Raw genomic sequence first — 15,877 nt, forward strand, 5'->3', positions numbered from 1 at the left:
TGCCGATGTATTGAATATAGAAAAACTGGCTAGCAGACATTCATTAAGCAAGAGGTGTTCCACAATGGTGGGTTTATGCAGAGAATGTTGAATTTTGTGGGGAGAATGGAAATTCTCATATTAGCGGCGGGGGCTTGTGTGTTATGTTCCGCAAAAATGCCAATATTGAAACGATGGTTTCATTAACCAGAAAACAGTTTCATTGGCTGGAGAAGAGTATGAAACAGATTGATGAGCGCTTGCGGACACATTACGCACAATTAACTCCGCAGGAACAGCGAGTTACCGATTTTATTTTTGATCATTTTGACGATCTGATCAGTTATAACAGTGCCGAGTTGGCACGACTAAGCGGGGTATCTAAAGCTACCGTCAGTCGGCTGTTTAAGCGGCTGGGCTACGGCAGTTATCGCGAGATGCGGGAAGAGGTGCGAACCTTGCGCCAAAGCGGGATGCCACTGACGGATAATCGCGATGCCGTGCAAGGGAATACTTTGCTGGCGCGGCATTATAAGCAGGAAATGGCGAACCTGACCCATTGGATTAATCAGTTGGACGGCCAGCAATTTAGTCAAGTTATCAATGCATTAGTCAGCGCGCCGCGTATCTTGTTGCTGGGGCTGCGTAACAGTTATCCGATCGCGCTGCATCTGCGTCAGCAGTTATTGCAGGTGCGCCAGTCTGTCCAATTGATACCGCAAGCGGGGCAGACATTGTCGGAGGAGCTGGTGGATATCAGCTCGCGTGATGTGGTGATTGTGGTGGCATTCCGTCGTCGTCCTAAGATTATCCGTGAAATTTTGCTGCAAATGCAGGTGCAAGGCGTGCCTACCTTATTGATTTGTGAGCCGCAGGCGCAGTCATTGTTGCCATTGGCGCGCTGGCGGCTGACCACGCCGCTCGACAGTGTTTCTGCTTTTGACAGTTATTCTTCGGCGATGAGTTTGGCGAATTTACTGAGTAATGCATTGTTGCATGAGATGTTGGTGCAAGGCCGGCAGCGGATTCATCAAATTGCTGACTTATATGATTCTTTGGGGGAGTTGGAGCAGCGTTAGCTACAGATGCACATTAGTAGTGCGCTTCAAGGTTCCCCCTGCACTTTTTTTGTGAATTTCTTCCGCCGATTTACTCTCTGGATATAGCTTAACCCCCCTGAAAATGGGATTTTTTGTGGGAGGGTTATTGGCACAGTAGTTGCAACTAAGATTTCACTGTCTTGATTTAAGAATCTATTGTTTCATTACTGAGTTATCGGAGATAGGCTATGAACATGAAAAAGCGGATGTTGGCGATACTGGGTGCGGCATTGATATTGGTTCAGGCTCCCACCGTGTTAGCCGATCAATTAGAGCAAATTCAACAGCGTGGTGTGCTACGTGTTGCGGTTCCACAGGATTTCCCGCCGTTTGGTTCAGTCGGTACCGACCTTCAGCCACAAGGTTATGATATCGATATGGCCCATTATCTGGCCGATAAGATGAAACTAAAGTTGCAATTGGTGCCAGTGAGCAGTGCTAACCGGGTGCCTTATCTGCAAACCGATAAAGTGGATTTAGTGATTTCCAGTTTGGGGAAAAATCCGGAGCGGGAGAAAGCCATCGCGTTCAGCCGTGCTTATGCGCCGTTTTTCCTTGGGGTATTTGGGGCGAAAGAGGATGCGCTGCAACAGCCCGCACAACTGGCGGGTAAAACCGTGGGCGTGACGCGTGGCGCGGTGGAAGACATGGTGCTGAGTGAATTAGCCCCGAAAGATGCACAAATAAAACGCTACGAAGATAACAGCACCACGCTATCGGCCTATCTCTCCGGCCAGGTGAATTATCTGGCGACCGGCAATCTGGTGGTGAGTGCTTTGGCCCGCCAGAACCCAGCCCAGGCACCGGTAGCAAAATTTATGCTGAAAGATTCTCCGTGCTATATCGGCTTGCGTCAGGGGGAGCCTGCACTGAAAGCCAAGGTGGACGCGCTGATTGCCGAAGCTTTGCAAGACCAAACTCTCAATAGTTTGTCCGAAAAATGGTTGAAGGCCCCGTTACCTGCCTCTCTCGGCGCATAACAGGAGCGGGCGATGACCTATCAGCTGAATTTTTCTGCTCTGTGGCCCTATCTGCCCGAGTTGCTCTCGGGCCTGCTGGTGACCATTGAGCTGACGGCGATGGCGACTATTGGCGGTATTGCGCTGGGAGTGGTCGGTGCAGCGATCCGCTGTAGCCATAACCCTCGACTCGATAAGGTCATATTGCGACGGGTATGGGGCGGTTATGTGGAAATTGTGCGTAATACCCCTTTTGTGGTGCAGCTATTTTTCATCGTTTTTGGTTTACCGGCGCTGGGGCTGAAATTAAGTGCCGGACAGGCGGCAGTGCTGGCGATGACCATCAATTTGGGTGCTTACAGCACCGAGATTATCCGTGCTGGGATCCAGGCCAGTGCCAAAGGTCAGTGGGAAGCCGGACGGGTGCTGGGGCTGAGCCGCAGTCAGGTTTTTTTCCGCGTGATTTTACCGCCATCATTACAGCGGATTTATCCGGCGCTGGTCAGCCAGTGCATCATCGTGATGCTCGGTTCTGCGGTGGTGTCGCAGGTGTCATTTGAAGAACTGACCTTTGCCGCCAACCTGATTCAGTCGCGCACTTTCCTCAGTTTTGAGGTCTATCTGGTGACCACATTGCTCTACCTGTTGTTGTCCATCGTGATGCGCCAGTTGTTGTTAGCCGCTGGGCGTCGATGCTTTGGGAGCTGTGCCTCATGATGTTTACTGACTGGGATATCATCCGCAATCTGTTACTGGCGGCCCGCTGGACTCTATTACTGTCATTGACTGCCTTTCTCGGCGGCACTTTGGTGACCTTGCCACTGATGCTGATGCGCTTGAGTCGTTGGCGCTGGATGGCCGGTTTTGTCCGTGGTTATACCGAACTCTTCCAGGGCACCCCGCTGCTGATGCAACTGTTTTTGGCATTCTTCGGTTTGGCATTGCTGGGCATTGATGTCAGCCCGTGGGTGGCGGCTGCCTTGGCGTTAACTCTGTTTACCAGTGCCTTTTTGGTGGATATCTGGTGCGGCAGTATTGATGCTTTGCCGAAAAGCCAGTGGGAAGCTTCGCGCTGTTTGGGGCTGAGTTTTAGCCAAACCTTATGCCGCGTGATCGCCCCGCAGGCGATGCGCATTGCCATTGCGCCCACGGTGGGGTTTTCCGTGCAAGTTATCAAAGGGACGGCGCTGGCCTCCATCATCGGTTTTGTTGAGCTGACCAAGGCGGGCACCATGCTCAATAATGTGACTTATCAGCCATTTAAAGTCTTTGGTCTGGTGGCGCTGGGCTATTTTCTGCTGTGTTACCCGCTGTCGCGTTACAGCCATTATCTGGAGAGAAAATTCCATGCCGCTGATCACCATTAATCAGGTTCAAAAATACTATGGCCAGAACCATGTGCTAAAAGGTGTGGATCTGGATATTGAGATGGGCGAAGTCATTTCGATCATTGGCCGCAGCGGTTCAGGTAAAAGTACCTTGCTGCGCTGCATTAATGGGCTGGAGGAGTATCAGGACGGCAGTATCAAACTGGGGGGCATGACAGTGACCCACCGTGATTCGCAAGCACGTGAAATCAGCCGCTCAGTGGGGATGGTGTTTCAGAGTTTCAATTTGTTCCCGCATATGACCGCACTTGAGAATGTGATGCTGGCGCCGCGGCGGGTATTGAAAAAAAGCGCCGCCGAGTGCCGCGAACTGGCCACAGAAATGCTGACCAAAGTCGGGCTGGCGGACCGAATGGATTATTACCCCGCCAATCTTTCTGGTGGTCAGCAGCAGCGCGTGGCGATTGCCCGCGCACTGGCGATGCAACCTAAAGTCTTGCTGTGTGATGAGATTACCTCTGCGCTAGACCCTGAGCTGGTGGGGGAAGTGCTGAAAGTCCTCGAGCAGCTCGCGGTGGAAGGTATGACCTTGATTTTGGTGACTCATGAGATGAGTTTTGCGCGTGAAGTCGGTGACCGCGTGGTGTTTATGCATCAGGGTCGGGTGTGGGAGCAGGGCGAAAGTCGCGCGTTATTCGCACACCCACAAACCGCTGAATTCAAACAATTTATATCCTCAGTCCGTGGTTTGTAACACACATTTTACTGATTGATATCAGGATGGAGATTTTCTATGTCGGCAATAAATCCTAACCCATTGTTTAGTCAGATTAATCCGCCAGCACGGCTACTGATGGGGCCAGGGCCGATCAATGCCGATCCGCGGGTGCTGCGCGCGATGTCCAGCCAGTTGATCGGGCAATATGATCCGGCGATGACAAATTATATGAATCAGGTGATGGCGCTGTATCGCGGTGTTTTTTGCACTGAAAACCCGTGGACGATGTTGATTGATGGCACCTCCCGCGCCGGTATTGAGGCCGTTTTGCTCTCTTCTATTCGCCCTGGCGATAAAGTTCTGGTGCCGGTTTTTGGGCGTTTCGGTCATTTGTTATGTGAAATTGCCCGCCGTTGCCGCGCCGAGGTACACATTATTGAAGTGCCGTGGGGCGAAGTATTCACCCCGGATATGATCGAGGATGCCATCAAAAAAGTCCGCCCGCGCCTGTTGCTGACGGTGCAGGGCGATACCTCGACCACCATGTTGCAGCCACTGGCTGAACTGGGCGACATTTGCCGCCGCCATCAAGTGCTGTTCTATACCGATGCCACCGCGTCTTTGGGCGGTAATAGATTGGAAACCGATGCTTGGGGGTTGGATGCGGTCTCGGCTGGGTTACAAAAGTGCCTCGGTGGGCCATCGGGGAGTTCGCCAGTGACACTGAGTCCACAATTCGGCGAACAAATTCGTCGTCGTAAATGTATTGAGCAGGGGATTCGTACGGCGGATCATACTGACGGCGACGAAGAAATGATCTATTCCAATTATTTTGATTTGGGCATGATCATGGATTATTGGGGGCCGGAGCGCCTGAATCATCATACCGAGGCCACCAGTATGTTGTTTGCTGCCCGAGAGTGCGCGCGGGTGATGTTGGAAGAGGGCTTAGATAACGGCATTGCCCGCCACGCCTTGCACGGCGCGGCATTGCTGGCGGGGATTCAGGGCATGGGGCTGGCGGTGTTTGGTGATTTGAAGCACCGGATGAACAATGTGCTGGGGGTGGTTATTCCGGCGGGCATTCCCGGTGAGCAAGTGCGGCAGTTGATGCTGAATGATTTTGGTATTGAAATTGGCACTTCATTTGGGCCGCTGAATGGCAAAATTTGGCGCATTGGCACCATGGGCTATAACGCCCGCAAAGATTGTGTGATGCAAACGTTGGTGGCATTGGAAGCGGTATTGAATCGATTAGGATTTTCGACTGTTCAGGGCGCTGGGCTGCAAGCGGCGTGGGATGTTTATCAAGCTGAACAACATGGAGCCAACTGATGGCCGTTACCCTGCCTGATGCCGAGGCAGAGCAAGCCGCATTACGGGTTTTAGCCCGCAGTGATGTGCTGGCGGCAATCAGTGAGTCACCCGCTATGCTGACGCGAGTGTATTTATCTCCTGAACATTTGCGAGCAAATCAGCAAGTGGGGAAATGGATGCAAGCGCATGGGATGCGAGTTTGGCAGGATGCGGTTGGGAATATTTGTGGCCGTTATGAAGGTTTGCAATCCAATGCGCCAGCCATCTTATTGGGTTCCCACCTTGATACCGTGCGCAATGCAGGCCGCTTTGACGGCATGTTGGGGGTGTTGAGCGCACTGGAAGTGGTGGGGTATTTACATCGCCAACAGCGGCGGTTGCCAGTTGCGATTGAGGTGATTGGTTTTGCCGATGAAGAGGGCACGCGGTTTGGAATCACCTTGCTCGGCAGTAAAGGGATTACCGGGTGCTGGCCAGCAGATTGGCTGAACAAGACGGATGCCGAGGGCATCACTGTGGCGCAGGCGATGGAAAATGCGGGGTTTGATCCGGCGGCGGTGGTGCAAGCGCAACGGGCCGCGAGTGATTTCTGTGCTTATCTTGAACTGCATATTGAACAAGGGCCATGTTTGGAACAGGCCGATTTGGCATTGGGTGTGGTGACGGCGATTAATGGTGCGCGCCGCTTAAATTGCCAATTTACCGGGCTGGCGGGCCATGCTGGTACCGTGCCAATGGGGCAGCGGCAGGATGCATTAGCCGCTGCTGCCGAATGGATTTGTGCAGTTGAGCAGTTGGCCGAGCATTATGGCGAGCATCTGGTGGCGACGGTGGGAACGCTGGCCTGTTTACCCGGTGCGGTGAATGTGATTGCGGGGCAGGTGAGATTGACTTTGGATATTCGCGGCCCGCAAGACAATGGTGTTAGCGAGTTATTAGCGCATTTATTGGCGCGGGCGGAGGTGATCGCGGCGCGCCGTGGCCTGACTTTTGCCACGGAAGAGTTTTACCGCATCAATGCCACCGCCTGTGATGATAACTTGCAGAAGTGTATTGGTGACAGTGTTAGTCAGGTGCAAGGGCGCTCATTAGCATTGCCCAGCGGCGCGGGCCATGATGCCATTGCTGTTGCTGAATGTTGGCCGGTGGGGATGTTATTTGTGCGCTGCAAAGGCGGGGTAAGCCATCATCCGGATGAATCTGTGACTTGCGATGATGTCGCGAAAGCTCTTCAAGCTTATCTGGAGACGGTGTTGTCGTGGGCGGCATCAGTCGCCGTGAGAACCGACAGATCCTAAAGACGCCGTATTTCTTTGGTTAAAACAAGCATTCATGTAGGCTCGAACCGCGCCATTCTTGGCGCGGAGGCTTCACTCTTCTGTCTATCCTCAGCCCATAAGATTGGGGGGTTGTTAACTTACAACAGCAAAAACTTATCGCTATCGCGCCACGCCGGGAATGCTTTCCGATAACTCAGCTGCGTTTCCAAAGATAACTCTGCGTCCAACTGCGCCGCTTGCCCCGGCTCAGCTTGGGCCAGAATCTCACCTTGGGCATCCAAAATTACACTATCACCTTGATAATAATGGCCATTATCATCATCACCGACCCGATTGCAACCGGCGACATAAGCTTGATTTTCTATTGCCCGCGCCGCCAGCAAGGTTTGCCAATGTTTGGCGCGCGCGGCGGGCCAGTTCGCCACATATAGTGCTAAATCATAATCTTGTTGGTTGCGCGACCACAGCGGAAAGCGCAGGTCATAACAGACTTGCGGCAGAATTCGCCAGCCGCGCCACTCGACAATTTTGCGCTCGCCCCCCGCCAGATAGTGATGGTGTTCACCGGCCATGCGGAATAAGTGGCGCTTGTCATAGTGATGGATTTTGCCATCCGGTTGCGCCAACAGAAAACGATTAACTGCGCCGTCGGGTGTTTTTAGCGCCACACTGCCGCCAATCAGGGCATCGGTGCGGGCCGACCAATAGCGCAACCAGTCGATGACCTCAGTTTCTGGCAGCGCATTCTCCGCCGCATTCATTGCGAAACCAGTGGTAAACATTTCCGGTAACACAATCACATCACGCTGCCGTATGGGTTCTAGCAGCATGTCAAAGTGACGTAGATTGGCTGCGGTATCCAGCCACACTAGCGGTTGTTGTAACACAGTCAGTTTTAAAGTTGACACAAGCGCTCCGCAGCGGCGTCCAGCGTGGCATCCTGTTTGGCGAAGCACAGCCGGATCAGTTTATGGGGGAACGGGCCGGCGCAGAAGACGGATAAAGGTATTGCGGCCACACCCACGTGCTCGGTCAGCCATTGGCAGAATTCAACATCGTCGAGGTCAGAAATAGCACTGTAATCGGCCAGCAAGAAGTAGGTTCCTTCACTGGGCAGAATTTTGAAGCGGCTGGTGGAGAGCGCATTGACGAAGCGATCGCGGCGCGCGCGATAGAATTCCGGTAATTGTTGCCAGTGCTCCGGTTCGCTATTCAGCATGTCAGCCAGTGCAAACTGTACTGGAGTACAGACTGAAAACGTCAAATATTGATGAATTTTGCGCACTTCAGCAGTGATCGCGGCGGGTGCGATGCAATAACCCGCTTTCCAGCCGGTCATATGAAAAGTTTTGCCAAAAGAGGAAACCGCAATAGCCCGTTGGCGCAATTGTGGGTGCGCCAATACGCTGGCGTGACCGGCGGCGCTGAAACAGATGTGTTCGTAAACTTCATCACTGAGGACATAAATATTGCGTTCGGCAATCACTTGCCACAGTTGCTCAAAATCTGCTGCGTGCCAAACAGTTGCTGATGGGTTATGCGGCGTATTCACAATCACCAGCCGGGTACGTTCTGAAATCAGGTCAGCAAACTCGGCCCAATCAGTAGCGAATGCCGGGGGTTTGAGCGCTATGCGCTTGAGAATGCCGCCGGCCAATTTCACCACCGGAGCATAACTGTCATAGCTGGGATTAAAGCAAATGACTTCGTCACCAGGGCGTACCAGCGCGGTAATCGCAGCAAATAAGGCCTCACTGGCACCGGTAGTGACAGTCACTTCGCTGTCAGCATCGGGCTGCCAGCCGTAGATTTTAGCTGTTTTCTCGGCAATAGCCGTGCGCAGCGGCGCGACGCCGGTCATCGGGGCATATTGGTTAGCGCCCTGACTCACATGATAGGCTAATCGTTGCTTGAGATAATCGGGGCCATCGAAATCCGGGAAGCCTTGCGACAGGTTAATAGCTTGATGTTTTTGCGCCAATGCACTCATTTGCGAGAAGATGGTGGTGCCCTGTGCGGGTAATTTACTGTCTGGAATAAAAGATAAAGTGCTCATCGCGGGTGAATACTCCTGGCGCTGTATGTTGCCGTAAATATATCACGATGTTAATATTTGGCAATCAAGACGTTTGGATGTTTAAACGGCTAAATGACATAATTGGCTAAGTATAGATAAATTTGTGCTAAGGGTAATCGTCTGACCGAGGGGCATGGCAATATGCTCTGACAGCAACACCACTTTAGCCAGCATCACTACAGCCAACACCACTACAGCCAACATCACTACAGGGATATGCAATGACCGAAAATGTACAACTTGGCGCGCTGTTAGCCGCCTGCCACTGGATTGGTGAGAAGGGCTGGTGCCCGGCGACCGGCGGCAATATGTCCTTGCGGCTGGATTCGGCTCAATGTTTGGTAACGGAGTCGGGCAAAGATAAAGGGAGTTTAACGGCTGATGATTTTTTGCTGGTGGAGACGGCTAATAACCATGTGCCTAGCGGACGTACCCCATCGGCGGAAACCGGCCTGCATACCTTGCTCTATCGTCTGTATCCGGAAATCAATGCGGTCTTACATACTCACTCGGTGAATGCTACGGTGTTATCACGCGTTGAGCGGAGTCATGAGTTGGTATTGCACGGCTATGAGATGCAGAAATCTCTCGCGGGTCAGCGCAGCCACCTTGATAGCGTGGTGATCCCCATTTTCGATAATGATCAGGATATCCCGGCCTTGGCACAGCGGGTTGCCGCGCGGGCTGATAATCACCCATTACGTTACGGCTTTTTGGTCCGTGGGCATGGTTTGTATTGTTGGGGCAATAGCGTGTCTGAAGCCCGCCGCCATTTGGAAGGGCTGGAGTTTTTGTTCCAGTGTGAACTGCAACGCCGCCTATTGGATGTCAATTATAAAGCGGAGGCAAAATGATTCAGGCAATAGTGACCGACATTGAAGGCACCACCACCGACATCCGCTTTGTCCATCAAGTGCTGTTCCCTTATGCCCGCGAGCGACTGACGCCTTTTTTACAAGAACATCAACAGGATGAAGAGGTTGCTGCCGCATTGGTCAGTTTGCGGCGCGAGATTGAACAACCGGATGCAGATATTGAAACTCTGATTACCACATTGCACAGTTTTATGGATGAAGACCGCAAATCTACTGCGCTAAAAGCCATTCAGGGCATTATTTGGCGCAGTGGTTATCTGCAAGGGGATTTTCGTGGTCACTTGTATTCCGATGTTGCCCCGCAACTGGTGGATTGGCAGCTGCAAGGGCTGAAGCTGTATGTTTATTCATCCGGCTCGGTTGCTGCACAGAAATTATTGTTTGGTTACAGTGATGCGGGGGATTTACAGCCATTATTCAGTGGTTATTTTGACACCCATGTGGGGGCGAAGCGCGAAGTGAGCGCTTACCAGAATATTGCCAAGCAACTGAGTATTGCACCGCAAGCATTGCTGTTTTTATCTGATATTCGTCAGGAATTGGACGCAGCACAGCTTGCTGGCTGGCAAACTTGTCAGTTGATTCGAGATCTTCCCGACAGCGAAAGCCGTCATCCCCAGGTCAGCCGTTTTGATGAGATAGATATAGAGGGTTTTACAGCATGAGTGGATTAACCATTTTTAGTGATGAGCAGCCAGAACAGCCACTGTGGCAAAGCCGCGATGCTGATGAAATTCAACAGCAATTGACCGCTATTGGCGTGCGTTTTGAGCGCTGGCAGGCGGATCGCGAACTGGGTGAAAACCCACAACCGGAAGCAGTGATTGCCGCTTATCAGCATGAAATTGATCGGCTGGTGGCAGAAAAAGGCTATCAGAGTTGGGATGTGATCAGCATGCGCCCTGATAACGCGCAGCGCGAAGTGTTGCGCGAGAAGTTTTTATCAGAGCACACCCACGGTGAAGATGAAGTGCGTTTCTTTGTCGAAGGGAGCGGGTTATTTTGCTTGCATCTGAATGGCAAAATTTATCAGATTTTGTGTGAAAAGAATGATTTGCTATCAGTGCCAGCAGATACCCCACATTGGTTTGATATGGGGTCTAAACCGAATTTTACCGCTATCCGCGTATTTGATAATCCTGAAGGTTGGGTGGCACATTTTACCGGCGATAAGATAGCCGATGCCTACCCGCGCCTGGATTAAAAATATAAAATCTTTCAGTACGGAGACTGGCGGGGCGACTGCACCGATGGGCGCTCCGGCGACTCTCGTCGCTACGACCCATTCGGCACATTTCCCCGCATATAAACGTTATTAACAGCATGAAATCTAAGGCGATAATACCGTCTTCGGCTGGAAGAAGCCTGCGGCGACTTGTTCTGGCGTGATAACACCGCTGTCTAATACCCAACCGCTAATTAATGCGGCTGGGGTGACATCAAACGCCGGGTTATATACTGGAGCATCTTCTGGTGCCCATTGGCAATGACCAAACCCCCCAGACACGCCTTGGACTTCGCTGGCATCACGCTGCTCAATGGGGATTGCTGCACCATTCGGGCAATCAGGATCATGAGTGGTATGCGGAGCCGCCACATAGAATGGAATGCGGTGATAATGCGCCAATACCGCCAAACTATAGGTACCAATTTTATTCGCTACATCGCCGTTGGCAGCAATGCGGTCCGCACCAACCCAGATAGCATCTACTTTGCCCTGAGCCATCAAACTGGCCGCCATCGAATCACAAATTAATTGATATGGAATACCCAACTCGCCCAGTTCCCAAGCGGTTAAGCGTCCGCCTTGTAGCAAAGGGCGGGTTTCATCAACCCACACTTGGCGGATTTTGCCCTGCTGATGAGCGCGCAGTAATACGCCAATAGCGGTACCAATGCCCGCGGTGGCCAGGCCGCCAGTGTTGCAATGAGTGAGTAAGTTACTGCCGGGTTTGACTAATTGTGCGCCGTGCTGGGCAATGCATTCACATAACTCGCGGTCTTCTTCGACCAGACGCAGCGCCTCGTGGGCCATGGCTTCAACCCAATTGGCTTGCAATAATGCCTGCTGCATCCGTGCCAGATTATTCATTAAATTCACTGCGGTGGGCCGTGATTCCCGCAGCGCAATCAGGGCTTGCTCAAGCTGCACTTGCGGTAAGCCGCGATCAGCCAGTAAAGCCAACAACAGGCTGGTTGATAAGCCAATTAATGGCGCGCCGCGCACCCGCAGCGCTTGAATATGCTCAATCAGTAATTCCACAGTATCGGCAGATAGCCATTCCTGGCGCTGCGGCAACGCCTGTTGATCAAGTATCCAAAGCTGATTATTGATAATTTTTAGGCTAGTGGTCTGTAAATCGAAGGTGTTAAGCGTCTGCATTGTCAGTTAAATCCATGTTGCGTTATTGCATCTGGTTTCTTATTCTGCCAACATATCTTACGGATGTGTAGACGTCTATATGGTTTTACGCCTAAATACGGAATTTTTTTGCTCGAACAGGGAATTATTTCACGGCTAAGCAAATGGTTGGCGGTGAGTGAATCAGAATTAGATAAAGAAAAAAGAGGTTGAAAATGTCGCGCTACCATACATTTACTGCTGCAGATGCCGTTGAATATGCTCGCCAATTTGGTCAGATAGCTGACCCGCTGACCTTGGTGACGGCCGACGAAATTGGAGATGGAAATCTCAATCTGGTGTTTAAAATCCGTGATGCTGCCGGGATTAGTCGGGTAATTGTGAAACAGGCATTACCTTATGTGCGTTGTGTGGGTGAATCCTGGCCGCTGACCTTGGATCGTGCCAGAATTGAAGCAGAAACCCTGCTGACTCATAGCCAATTTTGCCCACAGCATACGGTTAATGTCCTGCACCATGATGCAGAATTGGCAGTGATGGTGCAGGAAGATTTATCTGATCATCAAATCTGGCGCAGTGAATTAGTTAAGGGAAAATACTATCCTCAAGCTGCGGGACAACTGGCTGAGTATTTAGCGCAAACCTTATTCCATACCTCAGATTTCTATCAATCGGCTCAAGCTAAAAAGGCTGCTGTGAGTCGCTATACCAACCCGGAATTGTGCCAAATCACCGAAGATTTATTCTTTACTGATCCTTATATTGATCATGAACGTAATAATTTCGACCCGGCGCTATTAGCGGATGTGTTGGCTTTACGTCAGGATAATGCACTCAAGTTAGCCGTGGCTTCGCTAAAGCACCGTTTCTTGAGCAAAGCCGAGGCACACCTTCACGGCGATATTCACAGTGGCTCCATTTTTGTCGCGGATGGCCGCCTGAAAGCCATTGATGCCGAGTTTGGTTTTTATGGCCCGATAGGTTTTGATATCGGTACCGCGTTGGGAAATTTATTGCTTAATTACTGTGGGTTACCGGGATTAGCTGGCCCGCGTGATGCGGCGGCAGGTCGTGAACAGCGGCTGAAAGATATTCATATTCTGTGGGAAACCTTCGCTAGCCGTTTTCTGGCCTTAAGTGAGGAAAAAACCCAAGACTCAACATTGGCAACCGCTGGTTACGCACAACTGTTTTTACAGCAGGTTTGGCAAGATGCGGTGGGGTATTGTGGCAGTGAATTGATCCGTCGCACCATTGGACTGGCCCATGTGGCTGATCTTGATAGTATTGTTGATGATGAGATGCGTAGGGCGTGCCAACGTCATGTTTTGAGTTTGGGGCGTACTTTGATATTGGCTGCGCCACACATTGGTGGTGTTGATGATTTGATTGCTCGCATTAGGCAGAATGGGTTGTGAAATTGCTCGATGTAATACTATAGATTAATGATTGCCTCAATATAGTAACCCCGTTAAGTAATACGGGGTTTTTTATTATATAAATTACTATTGCGTATGGTATCTATAATTATTGAAAGTAGCATCACAAAAAATGACTGAATCATTGATATTTAGGCTGGTTTAAATGTGATTAATATTTTTCACTGTTATTTTAATTATTTTTTTAACTTATCATTCTGTTTTTTTAAATTATGGTTTTGTTGCTTTTAATTATGGTTAATATGTTTTATAAGGATGTATTTTATTTTAACGTATATATTTCAGTTGATTATTTAATTACCATTCTATCTATATAAGTTAAAATTATTTTAATCTTCAATTTTAATCTTTCTTTATTATTATCTCATGTAAATTATGATGCATCTATCACAAATAACTATTTGTTATAAATATGAAGTGGATATTAGTCTGAAACTACAAAGAACACTGTTTTAGTATGTTTGTATTTATTTGGTTGCGACACCCTGTTTAATTCTATTCTGTATTCTTTAATAAATATGTAACTTGATAATTTAAACCCAACCCTATGGACCAGTGTTAAATAACTAATAATTTTTATTTAAACTGGAGTTATCATCATACTAAGCAGGCGTATTTTATGCGATATTTTTATTGTCCAGAAAAATTATGGTGTCAGAATAAATTTAGAGCTCAAACAATAATAACGACCCTTTTTTTTTGCTCACAGGTAGTCTCCGCTCCTCAGATAATAAATGTACCGAATGCTGGTACGATTAGTAACGAAATACGGCAAACAACGCAGGAGCCATTGCGCGCACCACCGGAAGCTGAAGTCAAGCTTCCGCTTTTGGTTTCCCCCTCATTATCCAGCCGTTCTACAGTGGTGGAAAAAATCGTTTTACGTGAGGTCAAGTTCGAGGGTGATACCCAATTATTGCTGCCCAGCGATGGGAATAATAAAGTTTTACGAACCGTCATTACGCCCTGGTTGGGGCAACGATTAACCTTTAACGATTTACAAGCCATGACGTTAGCGGTAACGCGTTTTTATCGACAACAAGGATTCGTTGCAGCTCAGGCAATATTACCGCCACAAACTATCCGTGAGGGTGTTGTCGTCGTCCGTATTCTTGCTGGCAGATTAGATAAACCGGAAGTCAATAATCAGAGCAGGTTAAATACGGGCTTTGCTACTGCGGTGATTGAAAGTAATAGTTGCAGCAAGGAGGTGGGTTTTTTTGGTGATAAATATTGCGCAGCTTCTCCAGCTGAATTATCCCGCCTTGAAAGAACCGCCATTGTCCTTAATGAGATACCTGGTATTGACGCCTCGTTAGCATTGAAACCGGGAACCCAATCGGGAATGACAAGAGTCTATGCTGATATGACGCCGGGCCAAACTGCTATGGGATATATTGGTGCCGATAATCAGGGTAATGATTACTCCGGTCACAATCGGTTATTAATGGGCGGCGCGTTGAATAATATAACGGGGTGGGGGGACCAATTACGCGCAGATTTGATTCTATCCAGTTCGGCCGATGTATTCAATGGCATGTTGGACTATAACTTTCCTATTAATACTTATGGCACCCGTGCCGCAGTGAATTATAGCTATCTGGATTATACCCTTAAGGGGCCTTTCGATATATTGGATGCTCGCGGCCATTCTAATACTTGGGGCATTGATTTACGCCATCCGTGGACCCGTCATTCGGCAGCAAGAATTGATGTGAATATCGGTTATTATCAGGGCCGGATGCGAGATTCATTGATAATGCTACCGGAACAAAAACGTAATTTAGATGCTGGGGAGTTAGGTATTAATGGCACCTTTACTGCAATCCCTCGCGGGCTCAGCAATTTTAATTTACTGAGCACGGCAGGTCACCTGTCACTGGATGATGAATTCAGTAAGAACATAAATTCTTTGACTAATATTAGCGGTACTTTTGCCCGTTTTAATTATCGTGTCGGTCATGATCAGGGTTTGGGCCCTAACTTTTCTTTCTTCAATCAATTTACCGGTCAGATGGCCAGTAAGAATCTTGATAGCTCACAAAAGCTATTGTTAGGTGGACCATTGGCGGTTCGCGCTTATGGTATTGGCGAAAGGGCGGTGGATAAAGGTACTGTTTTTACCACCGAATTACGTGCTCACTGGCAACCTCCTCTCCCTGCTTGGACTGGTGTAGGAAATCAAATTACCTTTGCGGCATTCTTTGATCAAGGGTGGGGGTCTTATTATCGCCAACCTATCGAGGGCCTGACGGGGAATAATATTAACCTGTCTGGTTTCGGTGCTTATATATATCTCTCTCGTGCGGCAGATTATTCTTTGAATCTGACCTGGGCACATCGTACCGGCCAGGCTGCAACTCCTCAATCGGATAACGACCAACTTTGGCTTAGCGCTTACAAGATGTTTTAGCGCTTATCGGCATATTTGTCAGATTTAATG

15 protein-coding genes are annotated in these 15,877 nt (G+C 49.7%); 12 read left to right on the forward strand and 3 right to left on the reverse strand.

All coding sequences use genetic code 11. The annotated features are described in order from the left end of the window. Positions 1-218 precede the first annotated feature (218 nt). From DX162_RS11075 to hpxK, 7 genes are all read left to right on the forward strand, one after another. Positions 219-1,058: a MurR/RpiR family transcriptional regulator gene (locus DX162_RS11075; protein ID WP_032821086.1), complete on the forward strand. Its 840-nt coding sequence runs from the start codon at positions 219-221 to the stop codon at positions 1,056-1,058. Between the two features lie 209 nt (positions 1,059-1,267). Beyond that, on the forward strand, positions 1,268-2,059 hold the full coding sequence (locus DX162_RS11080) for a transporter substrate-binding domain-containing protein (protein ID WP_004392929.1): 792 nt from the start codon (positions 1,268-1,270) through the stop codon (positions 2,057-2,059). 12 nt (positions 2,060-2,071) lie between these two features. Then, positions 2,072-2,755, forward strand: coding sequence for an amino acid ABC transporter permease (locus tag DX162_RS11085; RefSeq protein WP_004392928.1), 684 nt, complete (start codon positions 2,072-2,074; stop codon positions 2,753-2,755). Further along, complete coding sequence (locus DX162_RS11090; RefSeq protein WP_032821063.1) at positions 2,752-3,405, forward strand: amino acid ABC transporter permease; 654 nt, start codon at positions 2,752-2,754, stop codon at positions 3,403-3,405. Before DX162_RS11085 ends, DX162_RS11090 begins: the two co-directional genes overlap by 4 nt. Next, the gene (locus tag DX162_RS11095; protein ID WP_032821061.1) at positions 3,386-4,120 is read left to right on the forward strand and encodes an amino acid ABC transporter ATP-binding protein; all 735 of its coding nucleotides are present in this window, start codon (positions 3,386-3,388) and stop codon (positions 4,118-4,120) included. Before DX162_RS11090 ends, DX162_RS11095 begins: the two co-directional genes overlap by 20 nt. Before the next feature lie 39 nt (positions 4,121-4,159). Next, on the forward strand, positions 4,160-5,419 hold the full coding sequence (locus DX162_RS11100) for a pyridoxal-phosphate-dependent aminotransferase family protein (RefSeq protein ID WP_032821059.1): 1,260 nt from the start codon (positions 4,160-4,162) through the stop codon (positions 5,417-5,419). After that, positions 5,419-6,699, forward strand: coding sequence for an allantoate amidohydrolase (hpxK, locus tag DX162_RS11105; protein ID WP_004392926.1), 1,281 nt, complete (start codon positions 5,419-5,421; stop codon positions 6,697-6,699). The genes DX162_RS11100 and hpxK overlap by 1 nt, the downstream gene beginning before the upstream one ends. Before the next feature lie 119 nt (positions 6,700-6,818). On the opposite strand, the gene DX162_RS11110 is transcribed toward hpxK, so the two are convergent. Next, positions 6,819-7,589, reverse strand: a complete 771-nt coding sequence (locus DX162_RS11110) for an amidohydrolase (RefSeq protein WP_032821057.1) — start codon at positions 7,587-7,589, stop codon at positions 6,819-6,821. Continuing rightward, the gene (locus DX162_RS11115; RefSeq protein WP_115155862.1) at positions 7,577-8,737 is read right to left on the reverse strand and encodes a pyridoxal phosphate-dependent aminotransferase; all 1,161 of its coding nucleotides are present in this window, start codon (positions 8,735-8,737) and stop codon (positions 7,577-7,579) included. The genes DX162_RS11110 and DX162_RS11115 overlap by 13 nt, the downstream gene beginning before the upstream one ends. Before the next feature lie 242 nt (positions 8,738-8,979). On the opposite strand from DX162_RS11115, the gene DX162_RS11120 reads away from it, so the two are divergent. Genes DX162_RS11120 through DX162_RS11130 form a run of 3 tightly spaced genes read left to right on the forward strand, consistent with a single transcriptional unit; the run spans position 8,980 to position 10,837 of the window. Further along, complete coding sequence (locus DX162_RS11120) at positions 8,980-9,612, forward strand: methylthioribulose 1-phosphate dehydratase (RefSeq protein WP_004392921.1); 633 nt, start codon at positions 8,980-8,982, stop codon at positions 9,610-9,612. Next, complete coding sequence (gene mtnC / locus DX162_RS11125) at positions 9,609-10,298, forward strand: acireductone synthase (RefSeq protein ID WP_032821055.1); 690 nt, start codon at positions 9,609-9,611, stop codon at positions 10,296-10,298. Before DX162_RS11120 ends, mtnC begins: the two co-directional genes overlap by 4 nt. After that, the gene (locus DX162_RS11130; RefSeq protein ID WP_032821053.1) at positions 10,295-10,837 is read left to right on the forward strand and encodes a 1,2-dihydroxy-3-keto-5-methylthiopentene dioxygenase; all 543 of its coding nucleotides are present in this window, start codon (positions 10,295-10,297) and stop codon (positions 10,835-10,837) included. Before mtnC ends, DX162_RS11130 begins: the two co-directional genes overlap by 4 nt. Positions 10,838-10,963: 126 nt before the next feature. Here DX162_RS11130 and mtnA read toward each other — a convergent pair whose 3' ends face one another. Further along, the gene (gene mtnA / locus DX162_RS11135) at positions 10,964-12,016 is read right to left on the reverse strand and encodes an S-methyl-5-thioribose-1-phosphate isomerase (RefSeq protein ID WP_004392918.1); all 1,053 of its coding nucleotides are present in this window, start codon (positions 12,014-12,016) and stop codon (positions 10,964-10,966) included. A 194-nt stretch (positions 12,017-12,210) separates the two neighbouring features. Between mtnA and mtnK the strand changes: the two genes are divergently transcribed. Both mtnK and DX162_RS11150 read left to right on the forward strand, forming a co-directional pair. Further along, entirely contained in the window at positions 12,211-13,413 is a 1,203-nt protein-coding gene (gene mtnK, locus DX162_RS11145) for an S-methyl-5-thioribose kinase (RefSeq protein ID WP_004392917.1), read from the forward strand. A 640-nt stretch (positions 13,414-14,053) separates the two neighbouring features. Continuing rightward, positions 14,054-15,847 (forward strand): ShlB/FhaC/HecB family hemolysin secretion/activation protein, encoded by a 1,794-nt coding sequence (locus DX162_RS11150; RefSeq protein WP_098081140.1) that lies wholly within the window; start codon positions 14,054-14,056, stop codon positions 15,845-15,847. Positions 15,848-15,877 lie beyond the last annotated feature (30 nt).

This window comes from Yersinia kristensenii (genome assembly GCF_900460525.1).
Classification (GTDB): Bacteria; Pseudomonadota; Gammaproteobacteria; order Enterobacterales; family Enterobacteriaceae; genus Yersinia; species Yersinia kristensenii.